Origin of the sequence: Paraburkholderia phymatum (genome assembly GCF_040965635.1) — a bacterium.
Taxonomy (GTDB): domain Bacteria; phylum Pseudomonadota; class Gammaproteobacteria; order Burkholderiales; family Burkholderiaceae; genus Paraburkholderia; species Paraburkholderia phymatum_B.
In genome coordinates, this window is sequence record NZ_JBFRCH010000008.1 from 90,080 (window position 1) to 112,326 (window position 22,247).

21 protein-coding genes are annotated in these 22,247 nt (G+C 62.7%); 8 read left to right on the top strand and 13 right to left on the bottom strand.

The genetic code is table 11. From position 1 onward, the window contains the following. Window positions 1–25: 25 nt before the first annotated feature. The 3 genes from AB4Y32_RS17305 to AB4Y32_RS17315 all read right to left on the bottom strand — a co-directional run bounded on the left by AB4Y32_RS17305 (window position 26) and on the right by AB4Y32_RS17315 (window position 3,094). Window positions 26–190 carry an entericidin A/B family lipoprotein gene (locus AB4Y32_RS17305; RefSeq protein ID WP_087735655.1) on the bottom strand — a complete coding sequence of 55 codons (165 nt, stop codon included), beginning with the start codon at window positions 188–190 and terminating at the stop codon, window positions 26–28. Beyond that, window positions 187–1,596: a 3-isopropylmalate dehydratase large subunit gene (gene leuC, locus AB4Y32_RS17310; protein WP_368722509.1), complete on the bottom strand. Its 1,410-nt coding sequence runs from the start codon at window positions 1,594–1,596 to the stop codon at window positions 187–189. The genes AB4Y32_RS17305 and leuC overlap by 4 nt, the downstream gene beginning before the upstream one ends. 253 nt (window positions 1,597–1,849) lie before the next feature. Beyond that, the gene (locus AB4Y32_RS17315) at window positions 1,850–3,094 is read right to left on the bottom strand and encodes a DUF1479 domain-containing protein (RefSeq protein WP_368722510.1); all 1,245 of its coding nucleotides are present in this window, start codon (window positions 3,092–3,094) and stop codon (window positions 1,850–1,852) included. Window positions 3,095–3,238: 144 nt separating this feature from the next. Between AB4Y32_RS17315 and AB4Y32_RS17320 the strand changes: the two genes are divergently transcribed. Then, on the top strand, window positions 3,239–4,189 hold the full coding sequence (locus AB4Y32_RS17320; protein WP_368722511.1) for a helix-turn-helix domain-containing protein: 951 nt from the start codon (window positions 3,239–3,241) through the stop codon (window positions 4,187–4,189). Window positions 4,190–4,278: 89 nt separating this feature from the next. On the opposite strand, the gene gltA is transcribed toward AB4Y32_RS17320, so the two are convergent. The 7 genes from gltA to AB4Y32_RS17355 all read right to left on the bottom strand — a co-directional run bounded on the left by gltA (window position 4,279) and on the right by AB4Y32_RS17355 (window position 10,201). Further along, window positions 4,279–5,580 carry a citrate synthase gene (gltA, locus tag AB4Y32_RS17325; protein WP_368722512.1) on the bottom strand — a complete coding sequence of 434 codons (1,302 nt, stop codon included), beginning with the start codon at window positions 5,578–5,580 and terminating at the stop codon, window positions 4,279–4,281. Between the two features lie 82 nt (window positions 5,581–5,662). Beyond that, window positions 5,663–5,935, bottom strand: coding sequence for an FAD assembly factor SdhE (locus AB4Y32_RS17330; RefSeq protein WP_090871098.1), 273 nt, complete (start codon window positions 5,933–5,935; stop codon window positions 5,663–5,665). Window position 5,936: 1 nt separating this feature from the next. Next, window positions 5,937–6,641: a succinate dehydrogenase iron-sulfur subunit gene (locus tag AB4Y32_RS17335; RefSeq protein WP_008924387.1), complete on the bottom strand. Its 705-nt coding sequence runs from the start codon at window positions 6,639–6,641 to the stop codon at window positions 5,937–5,939. A 37-nt stretch (window positions 6,642–6,678) separates the two neighbouring features. Further along, window positions 6,679–8,454 (bottom strand): succinate dehydrogenase flavoprotein subunit, encoded by a 1,776-nt coding sequence (gene sdhA, locus AB4Y32_RS17340; protein WP_368722513.1) that lies wholly within the window; start codon window positions 8,452–8,454, stop codon window positions 6,679–6,681. Between the two features lie 4 nt (window positions 8,455–8,458). Further along, window positions 8,459–8,827 (bottom strand): succinate dehydrogenase, hydrophobic membrane anchor protein, encoded by a 369-nt coding sequence (sdhD, locus tag AB4Y32_RS17345; RefSeq protein ID WP_368722514.1) that lies wholly within the window; start codon window positions 8,825–8,827, stop codon window positions 8,459–8,461. Between the two features lie 4 nt (window positions 8,828–8,831). Continuing rightward, window positions 8,832–9,248, bottom strand: coding sequence for a succinate dehydrogenase, cytochrome b556 subunit (gene sdhC / locus AB4Y32_RS17350; RefSeq protein WP_368722515.1), 417 nt, complete (start codon window positions 9,246–9,248; stop codon window positions 8,832–8,834). A 152-nt stretch (window positions 9,249–9,400) separates the two neighbouring features. Continuing rightward, a complete protein-coding gene (locus AB4Y32_RS17355) occupies window positions 9,401–10,201 on the bottom strand; it encodes a GntR family transcriptional regulator (RefSeq protein ID WP_368722516.1) in 801 nt (266 codons plus the stop codon). Window positions 10,202–10,744: 543 nt separating this feature from the next. Here AB4Y32_RS17355 and AB4Y32_RS17360 point away from each other — a divergent pair. From AB4Y32_RS17360 to acnA, 7 genes are all read left to right on the top strand, one after another. Further along, window positions 10,745–11,728, top strand: coding sequence for a malate dehydrogenase (locus AB4Y32_RS17360; RefSeq protein WP_087735665.1), 984 nt, complete (start codon window positions 10,745–10,747; stop codon window positions 11,726–11,728). Between the two features lie 226 nt (window positions 11,729–11,954). Continuing rightward, window positions 11,955–12,977: a CoA ester lyase gene (locus AB4Y32_RS17365; RefSeq protein WP_368722517.1), complete on the top strand. Its 1,023-nt coding sequence runs from the start codon at window positions 11,955–11,957 to the stop codon at window positions 12,975–12,977. Continuing rightward, window positions 12,974–13,888 carry a methylisocitrate lyase gene (gene prpB / locus AB4Y32_RS17370; RefSeq protein ID WP_368722518.1) on the top strand — a complete coding sequence of 305 codons (915 nt, stop codon included), beginning with the start codon at window positions 12,974–12,976 and terminating at the stop codon, window positions 13,886–13,888. Before AB4Y32_RS17365 ends, prpB begins: the two co-directional genes overlap by 4 nt. A 30-nt stretch (window positions 13,889–13,918) precedes the next feature. After that, window positions 13,919–15,094: a bifunctional 2-methylcitrate synthase/citrate synthase gene (gene prpC, locus AB4Y32_RS17375; RefSeq protein ID WP_368722519.1), complete on the top strand. Its 1,176-nt coding sequence runs from the start codon at window positions 13,919–13,921 to the stop codon at window positions 15,092–15,094. Window positions 15,095–15,195: 101 nt separating this feature from the next. Continuing rightward, window positions 15,196–15,687 (top strand): hypothetical protein, encoded by a 492-nt coding sequence (locus AB4Y32_RS17380; RefSeq protein WP_368722520.1) that lies wholly within the window; start codon window positions 15,196–15,198, stop codon window positions 15,685–15,687. A gap of 22 nt (window positions 15,688–15,709) precedes the next feature. Beyond that, window positions 15,710–17,161: a bifunctional 2-methylcitrate dehydratase/aconitate hydratase gene (locus AB4Y32_RS17385; RefSeq protein WP_368722521.1), complete on the top strand. Its 1,452-nt coding sequence runs from the start codon at window positions 15,710–15,712 to the stop codon at window positions 17,159–17,161. 49 nt (window positions 17,162–17,210) lie between these two features. Continuing rightward, window positions 17,211–19,928, top strand: coding sequence for an aconitate hydratase AcnA (gene acnA, locus AB4Y32_RS17390; protein ID WP_368722522.1), 2,718 nt, complete (start codon window positions 17,211–17,213; stop codon window positions 19,926–19,928). Between the two features lie 235 nt (window positions 19,929–20,163). Here acnA and AB4Y32_RS17395 read toward each other — a convergent pair whose 3' ends face one another. From AB4Y32_RS17395 to AB4Y32_RS17405, 3 genes are read right to left on the bottom strand one after another with little or no spacing between them, the layout of a single operon-like run. Continuing rightward, window positions 20,164–20,778, bottom strand: a complete 615-nt coding sequence (locus AB4Y32_RS17395) for a hypothetical protein (RefSeq protein ID WP_368722523.1) — start codon at window positions 20,776–20,778, stop codon at window positions 20,164–20,166. A 49-nt stretch (window positions 20,779–20,827) separates the two neighbouring features. Continuing rightward, on the bottom strand, window positions 20,828–21,622 hold the full coding sequence (locus AB4Y32_RS17400) for a molybdopterin-dependent oxidoreductase (protein ID WP_368722524.1): 795 nt from the start codon (window positions 21,620–21,622) through the stop codon (window positions 20,828–20,830). A gap of 3 nt (window positions 21,623–21,625) precedes the next feature. Beyond that, window positions 21,626–22,207 carry a cytochrome b/b6 domain-containing protein gene (locus AB4Y32_RS17405; RefSeq protein WP_368722525.1) on the bottom strand — a complete coding sequence of 194 codons (582 nt, stop codon included), beginning with the start codon at window positions 22,205–22,207 and terminating at the stop codon, window positions 21,626–21,628. Window positions 22,208–22,247: the final 40 nt, after the last annotated feature.

Here is a 22,247-nt window from a genome sequence, read left to right on the forward strand (position 1 = left end):
GCGCGTCCGGCGAATCAAAAACCGCTTACTTTGCCGCCTTGTCGCTGATCGACCCGCCCAGATGCTGCAGGTCTTCGCCAAAGCCATGCACCGTGTTGCAACCGGCGAGTCCGAGCAGCAGCCCGGCGAGCGTCGCGAGTGCGAATCGGCGCAGAAGTGCGATGCGATCGATGTTCATGTTGCGTGTCATCCCAGCTTGCGAATGTCGACGAAATGCCCTTCGATGGCGGCAGCCGCAGCCATTGCGGGGCTCACGAGGTGCGTGCGTCCGCCCGCGCCCTGACGGCCTTCGAAGTTGCGGTTCGACGTGGACGCACAACGCTCGCCCGGCTCGAGCCGGTCGGCGTTCATCGCGAGACACATCGAGCAGCCCGGCTCGCGCCATTCGAAACCGGCGTCGGTGAATACCTTGTCGAGCCCTTCGCGCTCGGCTTGCGCCTTCACGAGACCCGAGCCCGGCACGACCATCGCGAGACGGACGTTCGACGCGACGCGGCGGCCGAGCTTCTTCACCACCCACGCGGCCGCGCGCAAATCTTCGATGCGCGCGTTCGTGCACGAACCGATGAAGATCTTGTCCGGCTTGATCGATTCGATGGGCAGATTCGGTTCGAGCGCCATGTATTGCAGCGCGCGTTCCATCGCGTCGCGCTTCACCGGGTCTTTCTCTTTCTCCGGATCGGGCACGCGTCCGTCGACGGATGTGACCATTTCCGGCGACGTGCCCCATGTGACCTGCGGCACGATGTCGGCGGCGTTCAGCTCGACCACGCGATCGAAACTCGCGTCGGGGTCGGACTTGAACTGCTTCCAGTACTCGACGGCCTGATCCCATTCGACGCCTTCCGGCGAGAAAGGACGGCCCTTCAGGTATTCGATCGTCGTATCGTCGACGGCGACCATGCCGGCGCGCGCGCCCGCTTCGATCGCCATGTTGCAGACGGTCATGCGGCCTTCCATCGACAGCGCGCGAATCGTCGAGCCGCCGAATTCGATCGCATAGCCCGTGCCGCCCGCCGTGCCGATCTTGCCGATGATCGCGAGCACGATGTCCTTCGCGGTGCAGCCGCGCGGCAACGCGCATTCGACCTTCACGAGCATGTTCTTGCTCTTCTTCTGCAGAAGCGTCTGCGTGGCCAGCACGTGCTCGACTTCCGACGTGCCGATGCCGTGGGCCAGCGCGCCGAACGCGCCGTGCGTCGACGTATGCGAGTCGCCGCAGACGATCGTCATGCCCGGGAGCGTCGCGCCCTGTTCCGGCCCGATGATGTGCACGATGCCCTGGCGCAGGTCGTTCATCTTGAACTGCGTGATGCCGAACGAATCGCAGTTCGAGTCGAGCGTATCGACCTGCAGCTTCGACACGCGATCGGCGATGCCGTGGCTGCGATCCGTGGTGGGAACGTTGTGATCCGACACAGCCAGATTCGCGCTGATGCGCCACACCGGGCGCTCCGCCATCTTCAGGCCTTCGAACGCCTGGGGACTGGTCACTTCATGCAGCAGGTGACGGTCGATGTAGAGAATTGCCGTACCGTCTTCTTCCGTGTGGATCACGTGCGTGTTCCACAATTTGTCGTAGAGAGTCTGTGCCATGGTATGCGGGGTAGTAATGACAACGGGCAGTGCGTGTCCGATCGATTATGCCACGCAGTTGGCGCCCGGGGCTCACCAGCTATCGAAAAAACCGATAAAAAACATAGAGTTGGCTGGTAGTGCCGATACCTGTATCGACACTACCAGCGGTGAGCGTTTTTCTCCCGCGCCAGGCACCTGCCCGTGGCACCTGCGTTTGGCACCTTCCCCTAGCGCCTGCGTTTGACACCCGTTTGACACCCGCGCGCTCGCCTCAGAGATCGAACCCGAGTTGCGCGCGGCCGAGCGGCGTCAGGTCGCTCCCGGTTGCGCGCCCGATGAAGTCCGTTTCGAAGTGATCGGACGGGAAATCGGGCGGGCTCTCGCCGCGCATGAAGCTCGGCAACTGGCGCTTCAGATACGCCTCGTTCTTTGCGCACCAGGGCGCCGACGCGATATACATCACGTTGCTATAGCCACTGCCACGATGCGCATCTTCGACGGAATGCACGACGTCGCAGTGCCAGAACACAGCGTCACCCGGCTGCATGTGAGGAATCGGCGTGACGGCTTCGAGCAGCAACGCGTGCCATTCCCGCTTGATCGACAGCGCACGCGACGGTTGCGCGCCGCACAGCTCGTCGTCGGGGACGTCGTCCTGAAGCGCGCGCAGCAGGATGTAGGGCATCGCGTTCGCAATCGGGACCAGTTGAAGCGTGCCGTCACCGGGACCTTGCGCCGTCAGCGCCGTCCAGCCCTGAAACGTGCGGAACATCGAGCACACGGCGGGCGACGGAATCTCCTCGGCATCGGGACGGAACGCGGCGTCGTACGCGTCGTAGGCGCGCCAGTTGCCCGACAGCACGTGTCGATAGACCTTCCGATAATTCGGATCGAGCCACCGTTCGACCGAGCCCCCATCGACGTGCGGCGACAACCCCAGCGATTCCGAGCCCGGCGGCCGCCGTCGGATGCGATCCGCGTAGACGGGCACGCGATCAGGATCGAAATGGCGCTTGCCTTCGCTTTCCGCGCGCCACAGCCGGTTGAGAAACACGCGCGTGTTCGTCAACGGCTCGGACTGGCGCGCGAGCGTCTGAGGCTTCGACCAGTACACGCCGTAAATCTGCGGCTTGCTCGACGCCAGCGTGCCGAAGTACTTGTCCTCCGCGCGATGCGCGAGCCGGTCGTCGAGATGGTTGCTCGCGACATATTGCGCGATTTCGTCGTTCCATTCGCCCGCCTGCTGCGGATCGAACACCCGGCGCACGACACACGCGCCACGTTCCTTGATGCGCGCGACGACGCGCGGATCGACGTCGCCCGACGCAATCGACGCGTAATCGAATACGGGTATCGCCTCCTCGCCGCGCTCGCGCTCGCTACGGATCGCTTCGACCTGCCGGGCGATCGCGCCTTCGACTTCGCCGAACACCTTCGCATAGTCCGGCAGCGCGTCGCGCAGTGCGCGTTTCGTGCTGCGAATCGCCTCGGGCACGTTGTCGATGATGAGTGGCATGGCATGTCTCCGTTGGACTGATCGTGTACCGCCAGATTAGGCATCTTCGACCCACACCGGCGATGCAATTTGGCCATTTATCGATACAATCCGGACACGCACCAACACCGCCATATCGTGTGAGCGGAAAGCCAGGAGCCGCCGATGAAGCCGCAATACGAACGCGTGACGATCCCCGCCGGCTGCTCGGTGCGCGTCTATCACCGGCGGCTCGCGCAGATTCCGTTCGAATGGCATCACCATCCGGAATACGAACTGACGCTGACGCTGAACAGCCGGGGCCGCCGCTTTATCGGCGATCACGTCGACGATTACGCCACCGACGACCTCGTGCTCGTGCCGCCCGACATGCCGCACACGTGGGCATCGACTGCGCCCGTCGATGCGGCGCGTCCGCAGGTGGCGATCGTCGTGTGGTTCAGCGGGGACTGGGCGCGGCGCGTGGCCGACTGCTGCCCGGAGTTTGCGCCGCTTTCCAAGCTGTTGCGTCGCGCCGCGCCGGGCCTGCATTTCGATCCGTCAGCAACGGCGATGATGCGCGGGCGAGTCGATGCGCTGCTCGATGCCGAACCGCGCACGCGTCTTGCGGCCGTGCTCGACATCCTCGCCCTGCTCGCCGGTGCGGACGCACAGCCGCTTGCGTCGCCGTCGGCGCACACGGGCAAGCCCGATGAGATGGCCTCCGAGGCCGAGCGCCTGAACCGCGTGCTCGATCTCATCGACAGGCGCTTCGACGAGCCGCTGCGCATCGCCGATCTGTGTGCCGTCGCGCATCTTTCCGAGCGCTCGCTGCATCGTCATTTCATGCGGCACGTCGGCGAAAGCGTGGGGCGCTATCTGGGCCGCGTGCGCATCGGCTATGCGTCGCGTCAACTGACGGCGACGACGTGGCCCGTTTCGGTGATCGCGACGAAAGCGGGCATTCCGAATCTCGCCAACTTCAACCGGCAGTTCCGCGCGGCGCGCGGCATGACGCCGGGCGCGTGGCGCCAGTTCTTCGAAACGCACGGACATGCGCCCGCCGGCGCGCCGCAGCCCGCGCTCGACGTGCGCCCGCCGTCGCTGGAGCGGACCAGCAGGCGCAAACGGACCTGACGCACAAAATAAAACACCCCAACGGCGAACCGTTGGGGTGTTTCCGCGATGCGTTTGACTCGTGCTCGAGGCGCTAGCGCGCCCGTTGCTTAGCGCTTGGCGATCGGCTTTGCTTCACGCGGCGTTTCGCCGATGAAGAGCTGACGCGGACGGCCGATCTTCTGCTCGGGATCGGCGATCATCTCGTTCCACTGCGCAATCCAGCCGACGGTACGCGCCATCGCGAAGATGCACGTGAACATCGACGTCGGGATGCCCAGCGCGCGCTGCACGATGCCCGAGTAGAAATCGACGTTCGGATACAGCTTGCGCGACACAAAGTACTCGTCTTCCAGCGCGATCTTTTCGAGCGCCATCGCAAGCTTGAACAGCGGGTCGTCGTGCAGGCCCAATTCGTTCAGCACTTCGTGGCACGTTTCGCGCATCAGCTTCGCGCGCGGATCGTAGTTCTTGTACACGCGGTGGCCAAAGCCCATCAGCTTCACGCCGGAGTTCTTGTCCTTCACCTGCTTGATGAACTCAGGAATGTTGTCGACCGAGCCGATTTCTTCCAGCATGTTCAGCGCGGCTTCGTTCGCGCCGCCGTGCGCCGGGCCCCACAGACAGGCGATACCGGCTGCGATACACGCGAACGGATTCGCGCCTGACGAACCCGCCAGACGCACCGTCGACGTCGACGCGTTCTGCTCGTGGTCTGCGTGCAGGATCAGGATGCGGTCCAGCGCGCGGACCAGCACTTCGTTGACCTTGTACTCTTCGCACGGGTTCGAGAACATCATGCGCATGAAGTTCGCGCTGTACGACAGATTGTTCTGCGGATACACGAACGGCTGGCCGATTGAGTACTTGTACGCCATCGCGACCAGCGTCGGCAGCTTCGCGATCATGCGGATCGCGGAAACTTCGCGGTGACGCGGGTTATTGATGTCGAGCGAGTCGTGGTAGAACGCCGACAGCGCGCCGACTGCGGCGACGAGAATCGCCATCGGGTGCGCGTCGCGGCGGAAACCGCGGAAGAAGAACTGCATCTGCTCGTGAACCATCGTGTGGTTCGTGACCGTCTTCACGAACTCGTCCTTCTGCGCCTGGTTCGGCAGATCGCCCTTCAGCAGCAGGTAGCACGTTTCGAGAAAGTCGGCGTTTTGCGCGAGATTGTCGATCGGGAAGCCGCGATAGAGCAGCTCGCCCTTGTCGCCGTCGATGTAGGTGATCGCCGAGTTGCACGACGCCGTCGACATGAAGCCCGGATCATACGTGAACTTGCCGGTCTGACCGTACAGCTTACGGATGTCGATCACGTCCGGGCCCATCGAACCCTTATAAATCGGCATTTCAACGCTCGGCGAGTTGTCGCTGAACGATAGCGTGGCTTTAACATCTGACGGGGTCATAGCACATCCTCAATCGAAAGTATGGAAACAGGGTTTCGATAATTGCACGCCTGGATCAAACTTATCTGCGCATCTGTGACGCTCACACAGTGCGCAGCATCTCCAGCACCCGCGCGACATCGGCGTCGGCGAGGTCGCCTTCCGGTTCCTTGCGTGCGAGAAGCAAGTCCATCAGGTCGTTATCGCTCAGTTCGAGCAGGCGCGTGAGCGCGCCCACATCCGCATCACTGAGGTCATGCTCATATCGGCTGAAAAAACGTTCGAAGATCAGATCGTTTTCCAGCAGGCCGCGCCGCGCGCGCCAGCGGAGACGCGCGCGGCGTAGAGGGTCGGACTGATGCGATGATCCGTCCATCTCAGACAGCGCGGCGAACCATCAATTCCTTGATCTTGCCGATCGCCTTCGTCGGATTGAGGCCCTTCGGGCACACGTCGACGCAGTTCATGATCGTATGGCAACGGAACAGACGGTACGGATCTTCCAGGTTGTCGAGACGCTCGCCCGTCGCCTGGTCGCGGCTGTCCGCGATGAAGCGATAGGCTTGCAGCAGGCCCGCCGGGCCGACGAACTTGTCCGGGTTCCACCAGAAGCTCGGGCACGACGTCGAGCAGCTGGCGCACAGGATGCACTCGTACAGGCCGTCGAGCTCGTCGCGTTCTTCCGGCGACTGCAGACGTTCCTTTTCCGGCGGCGGCGTATCGTTGATCAGGTACGGCTTGATCGAGTGATACTGGTTGAAGAACTGCGTGAAGTCGCAGATCAGGTCGCGCACGACGGGCAGGCCCGGCAGCGGACGCAGCACGATCTTCTGCGGCAGGTCGTTCAGGTTCGTCAGGCAGGCAAGACCGTTCTTGCCGTTGATGTTCATCGCGTCCGAACCGCACACGCCTTCGCGGCACGAACGGCGGAACGACAGCGTTTCGTCCAGTGCCTTCAGCTTGACGAGGGCGTCCAGCAGCATGCGTTCGTGCGAGTCGATTTCGATCTCGTACGTCTGCATGCGCGGCGCGGCGTCCTTGTCCGGGTCGTAGCGATAGATTTCAAAAGTACGCTTGGCCATTTCTCAGATCCTTTGATGTGCCTTGGAAGGTACGCGCTTAGAAGGTACGTGCCTTCGGCGGCACCGATTCGACGGTCAGCGGCTGCATGTGAACCGGCTTGTAGTCGAGGCGATTGCCTTCGCTGAACCACAGCGTATGGCGCAGCCAGTTTTCGTCGTCGCGATGTTCGAAGTCGCTCTGCGCGTGCGCGCCGCGGCTTTCCTTGCGAGCTTCCGCCGACACCATCGTCGCGCGCGCCACTTCGATCAGATTCTCCACTTCGAGCGCTTCGATGCGCGCGGTGTTGAACACCTTCGACTTGTCCTTCAGATGGACGTGAGCCGCGCGTTCCTTCAGTTCCTTCATCTTTTCCACGCCTTCAGCCAGCAGCTTCGACGTACGGAACACACCTGCATGCGCCTGCATCGTCGAGCGGATGTCGCCCGCAACGACCTGCGCGTATTCACCGGAGCTGGAGTTGTCGAGCTTCGCGAGACGCGACAGCGCGAAGTCGGCAGCGTCGGCGGGCAGCGGCTTGTGTTCCTTGATTTCCTTCACGTGCTTGACGATGTGGTTGCCGGCCGCGCGGCCGAACACCACGAGGTCGAGCAGCGAGTTCGTGCCCAGGCGGTTTGCGCCGTGGACCGACACGCACGAGCATTCGCCGACCGCATAGAAACCGTTGACGGGCTCTTCGTGACCCTTCGACGTACCCACGACCTGGCCGTGGATGTTCGTCGGAATGCCGCCCATCTGGTAGTGGATGGTCGGCACGACGGGGATCGGCTCCTTGATGCAGTCGACGTTCGCGAACTTCAGCGCGATTTCGCGGATCGACGGCAGACGCTTCATGATCGTCTCAGCGCCGATGTGCGACAGGTCGAGCAGCACGTGGTCCTTGTTCGGACCCACGCCGCGGCCTTCCTTGATTTCCTGGTCCATCGAACGCGAAACGAAGTCGCGCGGCGCCAGGTCTTTCAGCGTCGGCGCGTAGCGCTCCATGAAGCGCTCGCCGTTCGAGTTGCGCAGAATGCCGCCTTCGCCGCGCACGCCTTCCGTGATCAGCACGCCCGCGCCTGCCACGCCCGTCGGGTGGAACTGCCAGAACTCCATGTCCTGCAGCGCGATGCCCGAGCGGGCCGCCATGCCGAGGCCGTCGCCCGTGTTGATGAACGCGTTCGTCGATGCCGCGAAGATGCGGCCCGCGCCGCCCGTAGCGAACAGCGTCGTCTTGCCTTCGAGGATGTAGACGTCGCCCGTTTCCATTTCGAGCGCGGTCACGCCCAGCACGTCGCCGTCGGCGTCGCGGATCAGGTCCAGCGCCATCCATTCGACGAAGAACGTCGTCTTGGCCTCGACGTTCTGCTGATACAGCGTGTGAAGCAGCGCGTGGCCGGTACGGTCAGCCGCCGCACAGGCGCGCTGCACGGGCTTTTCACCGTAATTCGCGGTGTGGCCGCCGAACGGGCGTTGATAGATCGTGCCGTCCGCGTTGCGGTCGAACGGCATGCCGAAGTGCTCCAGTTCGTACACTGCGTTCGGCGCTTCGCGGCACATGAACTCGATCGCGTCCTGATCGCCGAGCCAGTCGGAACCCTTGATCGTGTCGTAGAAATGATAGTGCCAGTTGTCTTCGCTCATGTTGCCGAGCGATGCGCCGATGCCGCCTTGAGCCGCGACCGTGTGCGAGCGCGTCGGGAAGACCTTCGACAGCACGCAGACCGACAGGCCCGCGCGTGCAAGTTGCAGCGAGGCGCGCATCCCGGAGCCGCCCGCGCCGACGATGACCACGTCGAAGCGGCGACGCGGCAGAGAATTCTTGATTGCAGCCATTCTTTTACACTCTCCAGAGAATCTGCGCAGCGTAGCCCGCGCAAGCGAGCAGCCAGACGATCGTCAACGCTTGAAGCAGAAGGCGCGTGCCAACGGGCTTGATGTAGTCCATCCAGATGTCGCGCACGCCGACCCAGGCGTGATAGAACAGCGACAGCAGCGTGACGAAGGTGGCGAGCTTCATCCATTGCGTAGCGAAGATCGCGGCCCAGCCGTCGTAAGAAAATGCCTGCGCGCCGAAGAACCAGCACAGCAGGATGACGGTGTAGACGGCCATGATGACGGCCGTGATGCGCTGCGCGAGCCAGTCGCGCAGACCGTAGTGAGCGCCGACGACGAGGCGCTTCGAGCCAACACGGTTATTAGCTGACATTTTTTTAGAATGCTCCGAACAGTTTGAGCGCGAATGCAATCGTCAACACCGACGACACGACGAGCACGACGATCGACGTGTTCTTGCCGCGTTCCTTCGACACTGCGTCATGGTTCATGTCCATCAACAGGTGACGGACGCCGGCACAGAAGTGGAACAGGAAGGCCCACGCGAGAACGAGCGTGATGAGCTTGACGACGATGTTGGACAGGAAGCCCTTGAAAACTTCGAAACTGAGTTCAGATGTGAGACTCTGATCGAAGAGGTACAGCAGGAACGGAAGGAAGATGAAGAGCAGTCCGCCGCTTACGCGGTGAAGAATCGACACGCGTCCCGCGAGAGGGAGACGATATGCCGTCAATATCTGCCCGATACCGATGTTCCGGAATTCCGGCCTCGGTTTTTTTACGGCTTCAGCCATGCTAGACCCCTACTATGTAGTCACACTAATCCGCAATTTTAGCGCCTTTTTATTTCGCGCTGCAGCGAAACCCCGCACAAGACAGCGTTACACCACGCGCACGTAAAGGCACCGGCAAGCCTCGCCGCAAGCCCGCGGCGAAGCTGCTTCGCTCAACTCAAGTCGTTCTGATAGTAATACCCGGTTGTGACATACCATCCTCGTCGAACTTCGACGGGACGGTCTCCATAGGTATAGGACACGCGCTCCACGGACAACAGCGGAAATCCCGTCGGCACGTGCAGCAGATCTGCAACGGCCGGGTCGGCGGCAACGGCGCGAATCTTCTCAGATGCGCGGATCATCCGCGTGCCGAACTCCGTTTCGAACATCGCATAGAGCGGCCCCTTGTACTCCGACAGGCGTTCGAGCGTCAGCCCGCGAAACACGCCGCCCGGCAGCCAGATCTCGTCGAGCACGGTGTCTTCACCGTCGAAGGTCAAGAGACGCTTGATCAGCACGACGGGATCGGCCGGCTTCAGATCCAGTTGCCGCGCGATTTCCGCCGACGCGCGCAGACGCCGGCATTCGAGCAATCGGCTGATATGCGGATGCTCGACGCCGTCGTCGGCGAGAAGGCGCAGGAAGCGGAACTGGGCGCGGTCTTCGTTGTGCGTCGCAACAAACGTGCCCTTGCCCTGGCGGCGCACCAGCAGGTTGTCGGCGGCGAGTTCGTCGATCGCCTTGCGCACGGTTCCCTGGCTGACCTTGTAACGCGCGGCCAGCTCGACTTCACTTGGAATGATCTCGCCGGGCTTCCATTCACCCGATTCGAGACTCTGCGTGATGAGCGCCTTGATCTGCTGATAAAGAGGACTGAAGGTCGGCGATGGAGCCGGCGTGGAGACAGGCGCGGCGTCACCCGCGCCGGACGCGCCGGGAGGGTTTGCTGTGCTGGCCTGGTTCGAATTCATGCGCGCATTTCAACACAAAGCGCCTCATGCCGTCCAGATTTTTTGCCGCAATAATTATGTCTTATATAAGACATAAGATACTGTTGACTTTGTGCGCCCCGAATCCTACACTCCTTGTCGAGCAAGGGTTTGCGGGTAGTGCCACGCATTTTTGATAGCGGTTTGTGTCAACAGCGTGATGCACTGAAGGCCACCCTGCATCACGCCGTTCCCTCACGCAGTTCAGGTTTCGCTTCGCCCCGCATTGCCCGGCATGTGCCGTCAGTGCCCGCCGAAACGCGCTGTTTGCAGGAGCCCGCGCCATGCAGCGGCCACATCCGGCATCGCCGCGAGGCGAGCCTCGCCAGCATCCCCCGTTCCCCGCGCTCGGCAGCATCGATTATCCGGCATGGCGGTTTCGCCGGCGGCGTGCCTTCTGGCCTTCTCGTGAGCGCCCGCAAGGCTCGCGCAGCGAATTCGCCGTGCTTAAACCACGCTTCGCGTAACGCGCATATAGAATGGCGTTTTCCCTAGCGTTCAACGCATCGTCCTGGAGATTTCTCAATGGCTAAGCCCGCAAAGCGCGTTGCCGTCACTGGCGCCGCAGGTCAAATCGGTTACTCCCTGCTATTCCGTATCGCCAATGGCGACATGCTCGGCAAGGACCAGCCGGTCATCCTGCAGTTGCTGGACCTGCCGCAAGCGCAAGCCGCCGTCAAAGGCGTCGTGATGGAACTCGAAGACTGCGCGTTCCCGCTGCTCGCGGGTGTCGTGGTGACTGACGATCCCAAGGTCGCATTCAAGGATGCAGACGTCGCACTGCTGGTCGGCGCGCGTCCGCGTTCGAAAGGCATGGAGCGCAAAGACCTGCTGTCGGCGAACGCCGAAATCTTCACGGTTCAGGGCAAGGCGCTGAACGAAGTCGCAAGCCGCGACGTGAAGGTGCTGGTCGTCGGCAACCCGGCGAACACGAACGCGTACATCGCGATGAAGTCGGCACCCGATCTGCCGAAGAAGAACTTCACGGCCATGCTGCGCCTCGACCACAACCGCGCGCTGTCGCAACTGGCCGCGAAGTCGGGCAAGCCCGTTTCGTCGATCGAAAAACTCGTCGTGTGGGGCAACCACTCGCCGACGATGTACCCGGACTTCCGCGTCGCAACGGCCGAGGGCAAGGACCTGACGAAGCTGATCAACGACGACGAATGGAACCGCAACACGTTCATCCCGACGGTCGGCAAGCGCGGCGCGGCGATCATCGAAGCGCGCGGCCTGTCGTCGGCGGCTTCGGCGGCCAACGCGGCAATCGACCACGTGCGTGACTGGGTGCTCGGCACGAACGGCAAGTGGGTGACGATGGGCATTCCGTCGGACGGCTCGTACGGCATCCCCGAAGACATCGTCTACGGCGTGGCCGTGACGTGCGAAAACGGCGAATACAAGCGTGTCGAAGGCCTGTCGATCGACGCGTTCTCGCGCGAGAAGATGGACAACACGCTGAACGAGCTGCTCGAAGAGCGCGACGGCGTTCAGCACCTGCTCGGCTAATCGCCGGATGCAGACACGAACCGGGACTCCGTTGCAGCGCGACGGGTTCCGGTTTTTTACGTCCGATCTCTTGCATGACGCTCTGCGCGGCAGACGGCATGCAGGAGATCGCAACTGATCCGAACGCGTTTTGACTCACCTGCCTGTTCGACCTGCTTCGACCAGGGCCGAAAACGGACAGAACGCGTCCGAATCAGAACTTTCAAACACGCTCCCGACGCCGACAATGCGCGCACTGACTCCCGCCGAAGTCCTGTTTGACGGCGAAGCGCCGCCTGCTGTGCTGCCTGCCTGCGATCACTATGCGGGCAGCGAAAAGCTGATGCTGAAATCGCTCGCGTTGCAGCAGCAACTCGGGCCCATCTTCGACGTCACGCTCGATTGCGAAGACGGCGCGCAAGTGGGCCGCGAGGCGGAGCATGCCGAACTCGTCGCATCGCTCGTCGGCGGCGAGCACGACCGCTTCGGTCGAGTCGGCGTGCGCATTCACGATTTCAACCACGCGCACTGGCGCGACGACGTGCGCCTCATCCTGCGCGCAGCAAAACGCGCCCCCGCCTTCATCACGCTGCCGAAAATCCGCAACGTGCCCGATGCCGCCGAAATGTGCGCGTTCATCGAGGCCACGCGGCGTGAGCTCGGCATCGCGACGCCCGTCCCCGTCCAGTTGCTGATCGAAACGCACGGCGCGCTCACGCGCGTGTTCGATCTTGCCGCGCTGCCGGGCGTCGAGGCGCTGAGCTTCGGCCTGATGGACTTCGTGTCCGCACACGACGGCGCGATTCCCGACAGCGCGATGCGCTCTCCGGGCCAGTTCGATCATCCCCTGGTGCGGCGCGCAAAGCTCGAGATTTCGGCGGCTTGCCATGCGCACGGCAAGGTGCCGTCGCACAACGTATCGACGGAAGTGCGCGACATGGACGTGGTCGCGAACGACGCGCTGCGGGCCCGCAACGAATTCGGCTACACGCGTATGTGGAGCATCCACCCCGCGCAGATTCCCGCGATCGTGTCGGCCTTTGCGCCGCGCGACGAAGAGATCGCGACGGCGACGGAAATCCTGCTCGCAGCGCAATCGGCGCAATGGGGCCCGACGCGCCATCGCGACTCGCTGCACGATCGCGCGAGCTATCGCTATTACTGGTCGGTGCTGCGCCGCGCCCGCTCGACGGGCCGCGCTGTGCCCGCCGAAGCCGCGCCGCTTTTCGGGCCAAACGACATGCCCGCGACGAAGGAGTCCGCATCATGAGCACGACCGCACAACCGTCCGCGGGCGCCGCGTTTCGCGCAGCCGTCGCCGCCGAAAAGCCGCTGCAGGTCGTCGGCACGATCAACGCGAATCACGCGCTGCTCGCGCAACGCGCGGGCTTCAAGGCGATCTACGTATCGGGCGGCGGCGTCGCGGCCGGCTCGCTCGGCTTGCCCGATCTCGGCATTTCGACGCTCGACGACGTGCTGACCGACGTGCGCCGCATTACCGACGTGTGCGATCTGCCGCTGCTCGTCGATGTCGATACGGGCTTCGGCCCGTCGGCGTTCAACATCGCGCGCACGGTGAAGGCGCTGACGAAAGCGGGCGCGGGGGCGATGCACATCGAAGACCAGGTCGGCGCGAAACGCTGCGGACACCGGCCGGGCAAGGCGATCGTGTCGCAGGCCGAAATGGTCGACCGCATCAAGGCGGCCGTCGACGCGCGCACCGATCCGGACTTCGTCATCATGGCGCGCACGGATGCGCTCGCCGTGGAAGGCTTGCAGTCGGCCATCGACCGCGCGGCGGCATGCGTCGAAGCGGGCGCGGACATGATCTTCCCCGAAGCGATGACGGAGCTCGGCATGTACAAGCAGTTCGCACAGGCCGTGAAGGTGCCCATCCTCGCGAACATCACCGAGTTCGGGGCGACGCCGCTCTTTACCGTCGAAGAGCTGCGCGGCGCGGATGTGTCGCTGGTGCTGTATCCGCTGTCGGCGTTCCGCGCGATGAACAAGGCGGCCGAAAACGTTTACACGGCAATCCGTCGCGACGGCACGCAAAAGGCCGTCGTCGAGACGATGCAGACGCGGGCCGAACTGTACGACCGCATCGGCTATCACGCGTACGAGCAGAAGCTCGATGCGCTGTTCAGCCAGAACGCGCAGAAAAACGGGCAAGACAACTAACGCAAGCGGCACCTCAAGGAGACCCCTGGCATGAGCGATACGACGCAAGCGGCTGCATCCGAAACGGCAAGCGGCTTCAAGCCAAAGAAATCCGTGGCCCTGTCGGGCGTGACGGCGGGCAACACCGCGTTGTGCACGGTCGGCAAGACGGGCAACGACCTGCACTATCGCGGCTACGACATTCTCGACATCGCGGGCGCCTGTGAATTCGAAGAAGTCGCGTATCTGCTCGTGCACGGCAAGCTGCCGAACGTCGCCGAACTCGCTGCGTACAAGACGAAGCTCAAGGCGTTGCGCGGGCTGCCCGCGAACGTGAAGGCCGTGCTCGAATGGATTCCCGCCGCAGCGCATCCGATGGACGTGATGCGCACGGGCGTCTCGGCGCTGGGCACGGTGCTGCCGGAGAAGGACGATCACAACCTCGCAGGCGCGCGCGACATCGCCGACAAGCTGATGGCCTCGCTCGGCTCGATGCTGCTGTACTGGTATCACTACTCGCACAACGGCAAGCGGATCGAAGTCGAAACCGACGACGATTCGATCGGCGGCCACTTCCTGCATCTGCTGCACGGCGTGGAGCCGTCGAAGTCGTGGGTCGACGCGATGCATGTGTCGCTGAACCTGTATGCGGAGCACGAATTCAACGCGTCGACGTTCACGGGCCGCGTGATCGCGGGCACGGGCTCGGACATCTATTCGGCCATCACGGGCGCGATCGGCGCGCTGCGCGGGCCGAAGCACGGCGGCGCGAACGAGGCCGCGTTCGAGATCCAGTCGCGCTACCAGACGCCCGACGAAGCGGAAGCCGACATCCGCCGCCGCGTCGAGAACAAGGAAGTCGTGATCGGCTTCGGGCACCCGGTGTACACGATCTCCGATCCGCGCAACAAGGTGATCAAGGACGTGGCGAAGAAGCTGTCGAAGGAAGCGTCGAACATGAAGATGTTCGACATCGCCGAGCGGCTCGAAACAGTGATGTGGGACGTCAAGAAGATGTTCCCGAACCTCGACTGGTTCAGCGCGGTGTCGTATCACATGATGGGCGTGCCGACGGCAATGTTCACGCCGCTGTTCGTGATTTCGCGCACGTCCGGCTGGGCCGCACACATCATCGAACAGCGCATCGACAACAAGATCATTCGGCCGAGCGCGAATTACACGGGTCCGGAGAATTTGAAATTCGTGGCGCTAAATAGGAGAAAATAGCGTCCGCTGTGCGCTCCGGGGGTGCGTGCAGCCTCCGGCGGTTGCGATGTTGCGGCCGCGCACTGTTTAAACTTTGAAATTCGATAGAAAGGTTCTCTCCCATGAAAAAACTGCTGATCGCTACCGTTATTGGCGCTCTGTCCTCGACGCTGCTGGTGACGGCGCCCAGCGCGTTCGCACAATCAACGACGACGCCTCACGCCAAGCCGAAGGCACCGGCGCCGAAGCGCCTGTTCAAGCGCAAGGCCAACCCTGCGAAGGAAGCGAAGGTCGATCCCGTGCCGGAAGGTTCGGAGAAGTGGTCGTGCAACGAAGGTCTCGCATTCGATCTGAAGGGCGACATGAAGCGCGACCAGATCGTGACCGTCCACTGGGCCAACAAGAACTACAACCTGCCGCGTGAAGCGACGACGACTGGCGCAGACCGCTTCCACGACGCCGCAACCGGCATGGACCTCGTCGTGATCCCGACCAAGGCGATGCTGTTCTCGGACAAGGACAGCTCGCGCCTCGCCGACGAGTGCAAGACGGCCGCCATGGTGCAAGGCTCGCCGGCTCCGACGCAGTCGAACGCCATCAACAAGACCCAGTAAGCGGGCCAACCAGGAAACCTCGATGTCCGCACCGATCTCCAACGTCCGCCCAAAACCGGACACAGTACTGGTCGATATCGTCGACTATGTGCTGAATGAAAAGCTCGAGAGCGATCTCGCGCTGGAGACCGCGCGCAACTGCCTCATCGATACGCTCGGCTGCGGACTCGAGGCCCTCTCCTACCCTGCCTGCACCAAGCTGATGGGGCCGCTCGTGCCGGGCACGATCGTCCCGCACGGCGCAAAGGTACCGGGCACGCAGTTCCAGCTGGACCCAGTGCAAGCCGCGTTCAACATCGGCGCGATGATCCGCTGGCTCGATTTCAACGACACCTGGCTTGCGGCCGAATGGGGCCATCCGTCCGACAACCTCGGCGGCATTCTCGCGACGGCCGACTGGCTCTCGCGCACCGCGATTGCGAACGGCAAGAAGCCGCTCGTGATGAAAGACGTCCTGATCGCGATGATCAAGGCGCACGAAATTCAAGGCTGCATCGCGCTCGAAAACTCGTTCAACAAGGTCGGCCTCGATCATGTGCTGCTCGTGAAGCTCGCTACGACGGCAGTGGTCGGCGAGTTGATGGGACTCACGCGCGATGAGCTGATCAACGCAGTCTCGCAGGCGTTCGTCGATGGACATTCGCTGCGCACGTACCGCCATGCGCCGAACACGGGCTCGCGCAAGTCCTGGGCAGCAGGCGATGCGACGTCGCGCGCGGTGCGTCTCGCGCTGATCGCGAAGACGGGCGAAATGGGCTACCCGTCGGTGCTGACGGCAAAGACGTGGGGCTTCTACGACGTGCTGTTCAAAGGGCAGCCGTTCAAATTCCAGCGCCCGTACGGCTCGTATGTGATGGAGAACGTGCTCTTCAAGATTTCGTTTCCCGCCGAATTCCACGCGCAAACGGCCGCTGAAGCGGCGATGACGCTGCATGAGCAGATGAGCGCGAACGGCAAGCGCGTCGAAGACATCGCGAAGATCACGATTCGCACGCATGAAGCGGCGATCCGCATCATCGACAAGAAAGGGCCGCTCGACAATCCGGCCGACCGCGATCACTGCATCCAGTACATGATCGCCGTGCCGCTTATCTTTGGGCGTCTGACGGCCGCCGATTACGAAGACGCCGTCGCGCAAGACCCGCGCATCGACGCGCTGCGCAACAAGATGGAATGCGTCGAAGACCCGCAGTTCACGAAGGATTATCACGACCCGGACAAGCGCTCGATTGCGAATGCGCTGACGGTCGAGTTCACCGACGGATCGAAGTTCGACGAAGTGGTCGTCGAATATCCGATCGGTCACAAGCGTCGCCGCGCCGAAGGCATCCCGCTGCTGGTCGAGAAGTTCAGGACGAACCTCGCGCGGCGCTTTCCGGCGAAGCAACAACAAGCGATCCTCGATGTGTCGCTGGACCAGGCAAAGTTAGAAGCAATGCCGGTCAATGAATACGTCGATCTGTACGTCATTTGAGTTCAGAAACGTAGCAACGTCATTTCCTCGAAACCCCAGGACAATTACCATGGCCCACAACCTCCACAAAACGCTCAAGGAATTCGACAGCGGTTCCGGCAAAGGCAAGTTCTATTCGCTGCCGCAGCTCGGTAATGCACTGAACGTCAAGATCGACCGCCTGCCGGTTTCGATCCGCCTCGTGCTGGAATCGGTGCTGCGTAACTACGACGGCAAGAAGATCTCGGAAGAACACATCGAGCAGCTCGCGAACTGGAAGCCGACGGCTTCACGCGTCGACGAAATTCCGTTCGTCGTTGCGCGCGTCGTGCTGCAGGACTTCACGGGCGTGCCGCTGCTCGCAGACATCGCGGCAATGCGCGGCGTCGCGCAGCGCGCGGGCAAGAACCCGAAGTCGATCGAGCCGCTGGTTCCCGTGGATCTCGTCGTCGACCACTCGGTGCAGGTCGACCACTTCCGCGAGAAGGGCGCGCTGGACCTGAACATGAAGCTGGAATTCCAGCGCAACAACGAGCGCTACCAGTTCATGAAGTGGGGCATGCAGGCGTTCGACACGTTCAAGGTCGTGCCGCCGGGCGTCGGCATCGTTCACCAGGTGAACCTCGAGTACCTCGCGCGCGGCGTGCACAAGAAGGCTGACAACGGCGACACCGTGTACTACCCGGACACGCTCGTCGGCACGGACAGCCACACGACGATGATCAACGGCATCGGCGTGGTCGGCTGGGGCGTGGGCGGCATCGAAGCGGAAGCGGGCATGCTCGGCCAGCCGGTGTACTTCCTGACGCCTGACGTCGTCGGCGTGCACCTGAAGGGCAAGCTGCGCGAAGGCGTGACGGCGACGGACCTCGTGCTGACCATCACCGAGCTGCTGCGCAAGGAAAAGGTCGTCGGCAAGTTCGTCGAGTTCTTCGGCGAAGGCACGCGCTCGCTGTCGCTGCCGGACCGCGCGACGATCGGCAACATGGCGCCGGAATACGGCGCGACGATGGGCTTCTTCCCCGTCGACGAAAAGACCATCGACTACTTCAAGGGCACGGGCCGCACGGACGCGGAAATCTCGTCGTTCGAAAACTACTTCAAGGCGCAGGAGCTGTTCGGCATCCCCGACGCAGGCGACATCGACTACACGAAGGTCGTCACGCTCGATCTGGGCACGGTCGCGCCGTCGCTGGCCGGTCCGAAGCGTCCGCAAGACCGCATCGAAATCACCAACGTCAAGTCGACGTTCACCGACCTGTTCTCGAAGCCCGTCAACGAAAACGGCTTCGCGAAGAAGGCTGAAGACCTGAACGCGCAATACACGACGAGCAACGGCGTCAACGTGAAGAACGGCGACATCCTGATCGCCGCGATCACGTCGTGCACGAACACGTCGAACCCGAGCGTGCTGCTGGCAGCCGGCCTGCTGGCCAAGAAGGCCGTCGAAGCCGGTCTGGAAGTCGCGCCGCACATCAAGACGTCGCTGGCTCCGGGATCGCGCATCGTCACCGAGTATCTGACGAAGACGGGCCTGCTGCCCTACCTCGACAAGCTCGGCTTCACGTTGGCTGCATACGGCTGCACGACCTGTATCGGCAACGCGGGCGACCTGACGCCGGAACTGAACGAGTCGATCACGAAGAACGACATCGTCGCGGCAGCCGTGCTGTCGGGCAACCGCAACTTCGAAGCGCGTATTCACCCGAACATCCGCGCGAACTTCCTCGCGTCGCCGCCGCTGGTCGTCGCTTACGCGATCGCGGGCAACATCACGCGCGACCTGATGACCGAGCCGGTCGGCAAGGGCAAGGGCGGCAAGGACATCTACCTCGGCGACATCTGGCCGTCGAGCGAAGAAGTCAACGCGCTGCTGAAGTACGCACTGGACGCCGACGCTTTCCGCACGAACTACTCGCAGCTCACGAAGAAGGGCGACCTGTGGAGCAAGATCGAAGGCGAAGAAGGCCAGGTCTACGACTGGCCGAAGTCGACGTACATCGCAGAGCCGCCGTTCTTCGGCTCGGACTTCTCGATGGAGCCGGCTTCGAGCATCGCTGCCGTGAAGGGCGCGCGCGCACTGGGCATCTTCGGTGACTCGGTCACGACCGACCACATCAGCCCGGCAGGCTCGATCAAGGAAGATTCGCCCGCAGGCAAGTGGCTGAAGGCGAACGGCGTGCAGAAGGCCGACTTCAACAGCTACGGCTCGCGCCGCGGCAACCACGACGTGATGATGCGCGGCACGTTCGCGAACGTCCGCATCAAGAACCTGATGATCCCGGCGAAGGCAGACGGCACGCGCGTCGAAGGCGGCCTGACGATTCACCAGCCGAGCGGCGAACAGCTGTCGATCTACGACGCAGCGATGAAGTACATCGACGCCGGCACGCCGACCATCGTGTTCGCGGGCGAAGAGTACGGCACGGGCTCGTCGCGCGACTGGGCGGCGAAGGGCACGCAACTGCTGGGCGTGAAGGCGGTTGTCGCGCGCAGCTTCGAGCGCATCCACCGTTCGAACCTGGTCGGCATGGGCGTTCTGCCGCTGCAGTTCAAGGGCTCGGATAGCATCCAGTCACTGAACATCACGGGCGAAGAAACGTACGACGTCGAAGGCCTCGGCGACGACTTCAAGCCGCAACAGGAAGTCACGCTGGTGATCCATCGCAAGGACGGTTCGGAGCAGCGCGTCCCCGTTCTGCTGCGTATCGATACGCCGATCGAAGTCGATTACTACAAGCACGGCGGTATCCTGCCGTTCGTGCTGCGCTCGCTCCTCGCGGCGTAAGTCATCCTTTGCAGGTGCTGCGTTCTCGTTGAGGACGCAGTGACTTTTGAGAGCCCGGTTATACCGGGCTTTTTTTTGGTTTGTGGGGGATGGGGGAATGTCTGGGTGCGGCCATCGACGGCCGTTCGCCCTTGCGCTCAGATGGTCAGATGGTCATTCCCCCTGCTGCTCGACTCACACTACAAACCTGCGGGCCACGGTCATGCGTGGCCCTCTCTGAGGCGTAGGTCAGCCTTCACATGGGCGGCACCACGCCGTCCTTTTCGACCACGACGCGCTGCGCAACGTAGGTCCCCTGCGACGCAGGCGTTGCGACAACGAACACCTTCTTGCCCGGCGTGAGTTCGCTTTGCTCCGCGGGCGCGAACGTGACGACGGGCACATTGGGCGGCACCGTCACCACGTTGCTGCCGCCCTTGTACGACAGCTTAAGATCCCGGCCGCTCGTGCTCTGCACGACGGTGTCGACGTTCGCGTTGGTCATCGAGCTTTTCGGGCCCAGGTCCCACGCGTAATGCCCTTCACCCGTGCCGCGCGCGGACTCGGGGAACACCACCACTTCCGTTGCTGTCAGCTTGCCATCGGCGCCCGTGGTTGCAGCCGTGCCGATAAACGTACCCGGCTTGACATCCGATAACTGCATCGCCTTCACGGCCGAAACCTTCGCAGGCGGCTTCACATCGATCGACACAGTATCGCCGCTGCGGCGATGGACCTTGAGCGTCTCACCGTCGTGCGAGACGATTTCGCCCCGGATGCGTGCGGGCTTCGTGTCGGGCGCCTGCGCGAAAGCAGCGCTCGCGAGCGCAGCAGCCATAAAGGCTGCGCCAAGTTTGATGCGAAAAGACATAGGAGCTCCCAACTGGATGATTGAAGAATGGAGGAAAAACATCATTGCCTCACGTGCCGCTGAACCAGTTATAGCCCTGGTTCTCCCAATAGCCGCCCGGATACTTGTTGGTGATTTCGATAGCGACGATATGCTTGGGATTCTTGAAGCCGAGCTTGGTCGGCACGCGCAGCTTCATCGGGAAGCCATACTTCGGCGGCAGCACGTCACCGTCGTAGGTCAGCGTGAGCAGCGTCTGCGCGTGGAGCGCCGTCGGCATGTCGATGCTCGTCCAGTAGTTGTAGTCCGCGCAATGCAGCGACACGTACTTTGCAGTCGTGTCCGCACCCGCGCGGCGCAGGAATTCGGAAAAGCGCACGCCGCCCCAGCGACCGATCGCGCTCCATCCTTCGACGCAGATAAGACGCGTGATCTGGCTTTCCTGCGGCAACGCGCGCAGTTCGTCGAGCGCCCACGTGCGCTTGCCGCGCACGAGGCCGCTGACCTGCAGACGGTAGGTTGCGGCATCGACCTCGGGCACATCGTCGATCTCATAGAACGCGTTGAACGGAAACGGCCGCGTGATCATCGATTCCGGATACGTGGGTGCCAGCCTGTTCGGATCGAATAGCAGCGCCTGCACGTCGTCGTTGAAGAACGAGATGCGTTGCAGCGCGGTATTCACCGCCTTGTCGTTGGTCAGATCGCAACCGGACAGCAGCGCGATCCCGCCTAGCGTCAGCAGCCGCCGGCCGAACAGGCGGCGCGCCGGCGATTTGAGTTCGCGCTGTGCGTCGCGAATGATCGATTCGCCATGTGTCGCGAGAAAGGTGCGTTGTTGCGCGGTGCGTTTTCGGATCGTCATGATTTACCGTCCGCGTATCATCAGCAGCAACGAGCGTGGCACCAGCGCGACCATCGCGATGTGAATGACGAAGAACGCCACCAGTATGCTCATGCACACGAAGTGCACCACGCGCGCGTTGTCATATCCGCCCATCAGCGTGCGCAGCAGCGGGAGCTGCACCGACTTCCACACGGCAAGCCCAGACAACACGATCAGCACGATGTCGGCGATCACGACGAGATAGGCGAGCTTCTGCACCGAGTTATAGTGCGCGAGGTCGTCGTGTTTCAGGCGCCCGCGCAGCGCAGCGACCAGATCGGCGGCCAGCTGTTTCGGCCTGACAGGCAGCAGCTTGCGTCGAAAACGTCCAGACGCCAGATTCAGCGCGAGATAGACGATGAAATTCGCGACCAGCAGCCACATCACCGCGAAATGCCATAGCAGCGCTCCGGCGAGCCAGCCGCCAAGCGTGATCGAAGGTGGAAACTGAATGGTGGGAAAGATCGGCGACGCGTCGTAAATTTGCCAGCCGCTCATTGCCATCAGCACGACCGCGACAGCATTGATCCAGTGTGTAATCCGCACCCATCCGGGTTGAACCATGTTGTGACTCAAGATCACTCCAGGTTTGGTGGCATTCATT

Coding starts and splice junctions, on each gene's coding strand:
- AB4Y32_RS17305 (WP_087735655.1), bottom strand. CDS start 190: ATGACACGCAACATGAACATCGATCGCATCGCACTTCTGCGCCGATTC.
- leuC (WP_368722509.1), bottom strand. CDS start 1,596: ATGGCACAGACTCTCTACGACAAATTGTGGAACACGCACGTGATCCAC.
- AB4Y32_RS17315 (WP_368722510.1), bottom strand. CDS start 3,094: ATGCCACTCATCATCGACAACGTGCCCGAGGCGATTCGCAGCACGAAA.
- AB4Y32_RS17320 (WP_368722511.1), top strand. CDS start 3,239: ATGAAGCCGCAATACGAACGCGTGACGATCCCCGCCGGCTGCTCGGTG.
- gltA (WP_368722512.1), bottom strand. CDS start 5,580: ATGACCCCGTCAGATGTTAAAGCCACGCTATCGTTCAGCGACAACTCG.
- AB4Y32_RS17330 (WP_090871098.1), bottom strand. CDS start 5,935: ATGGACGGATCATCGCATCAGTCCGACCCTCTACGCCGCGCGCGTCTC.
- AB4Y32_RS17335 (WP_008924387.1), bottom strand. CDS start 6,641: ATGGCCAAGCGTACTTTTGAAATCTATCGCTACGACCCGGACAAGGAC.
- sdhA (WP_368722513.1), bottom strand. CDS start 8,454: ATGGCTGCAATCAAGAATTCTCTGCCGCGTCGCCGCTTCGACGTGGTC.
- sdhD (WP_368722514.1), bottom strand. CDS start 8,827: ATGTCAGCTAATAACCGTGTTGGCTCGAAGCGCCTCGTCGTCGGCGCT.
- sdhC (WP_368722515.1), bottom strand. CDS start 9,248: ATGGCTGAAGCCGTAAAAAAACCGAGGCCGGAATTCCGGAACATCGGT.
- AB4Y32_RS17355 (WP_368722516.1), bottom strand. CDS start 10,201: ATGAATTCGAACCAGGCCAGCACAGCAAACCCTCCCGGCGCGTCCGGC.
- AB4Y32_RS17360 (WP_087735665.1), top strand. CDS start 10,745: ATGGCTAAGCCCGCAAAGCGCGTTGCCGTCACTGGCGCCGCAGGTCAA.
- AB4Y32_RS17365 (WP_368722517.1), top strand. CDS start 11,955: ATGCGCGCACTGACTCCCGCCGAAGTCCTGTTTGACGGCGAAGCGCCG.
- prpB (WP_368722518.1), top strand. CDS start 12,974: ATGAGCACGACCGCACAACCGTCCGCGGGCGCCGCGTTTCGCGCAGCC.
- prpC (WP_368722519.1), top strand. CDS start 13,919: ATGAGCGATACGACGCAAGCGGCTGCATCCGAAACGGCAAGCGGCTTC.
- AB4Y32_RS17380 (WP_368722520.1), top strand. CDS start 15,196: ATGAAAAAACTGCTGATCGCTACCGTTATTGGCGCTCTGTCCTCGACG.
- AB4Y32_RS17385 (WP_368722521.1), top strand. CDS start 15,710: ATGTCCGCACCGATCTCCAACGTCCGCCCAAAACCGGACACAGTACTG.
- acnA (WP_368722522.1), top strand. CDS start 17,211: ATGGCCCACAACCTCCACAAAACGCTCAAGGAATTCGACAGCGGTTCC.
- AB4Y32_RS17395 (WP_368722523.1), bottom strand. CDS start 20,778: ATGTCTTTTCGCATCAAACTTGGCGCAGCCTTTATGGCTGCTGCGCTC.
- AB4Y32_RS17400 (WP_368722524.1), bottom strand. CDS start 21,622: ATGACGATCCGAAAACGCACCGCGCAACAACGCACCTTTCTCGCGACA.
- AB4Y32_RS17405 (WP_368722525.1), bottom strand. CDS start 22,207: ATGGTTCAACCCGGATGGGTGCGGATTACACACTGGATCAATGCTGTC.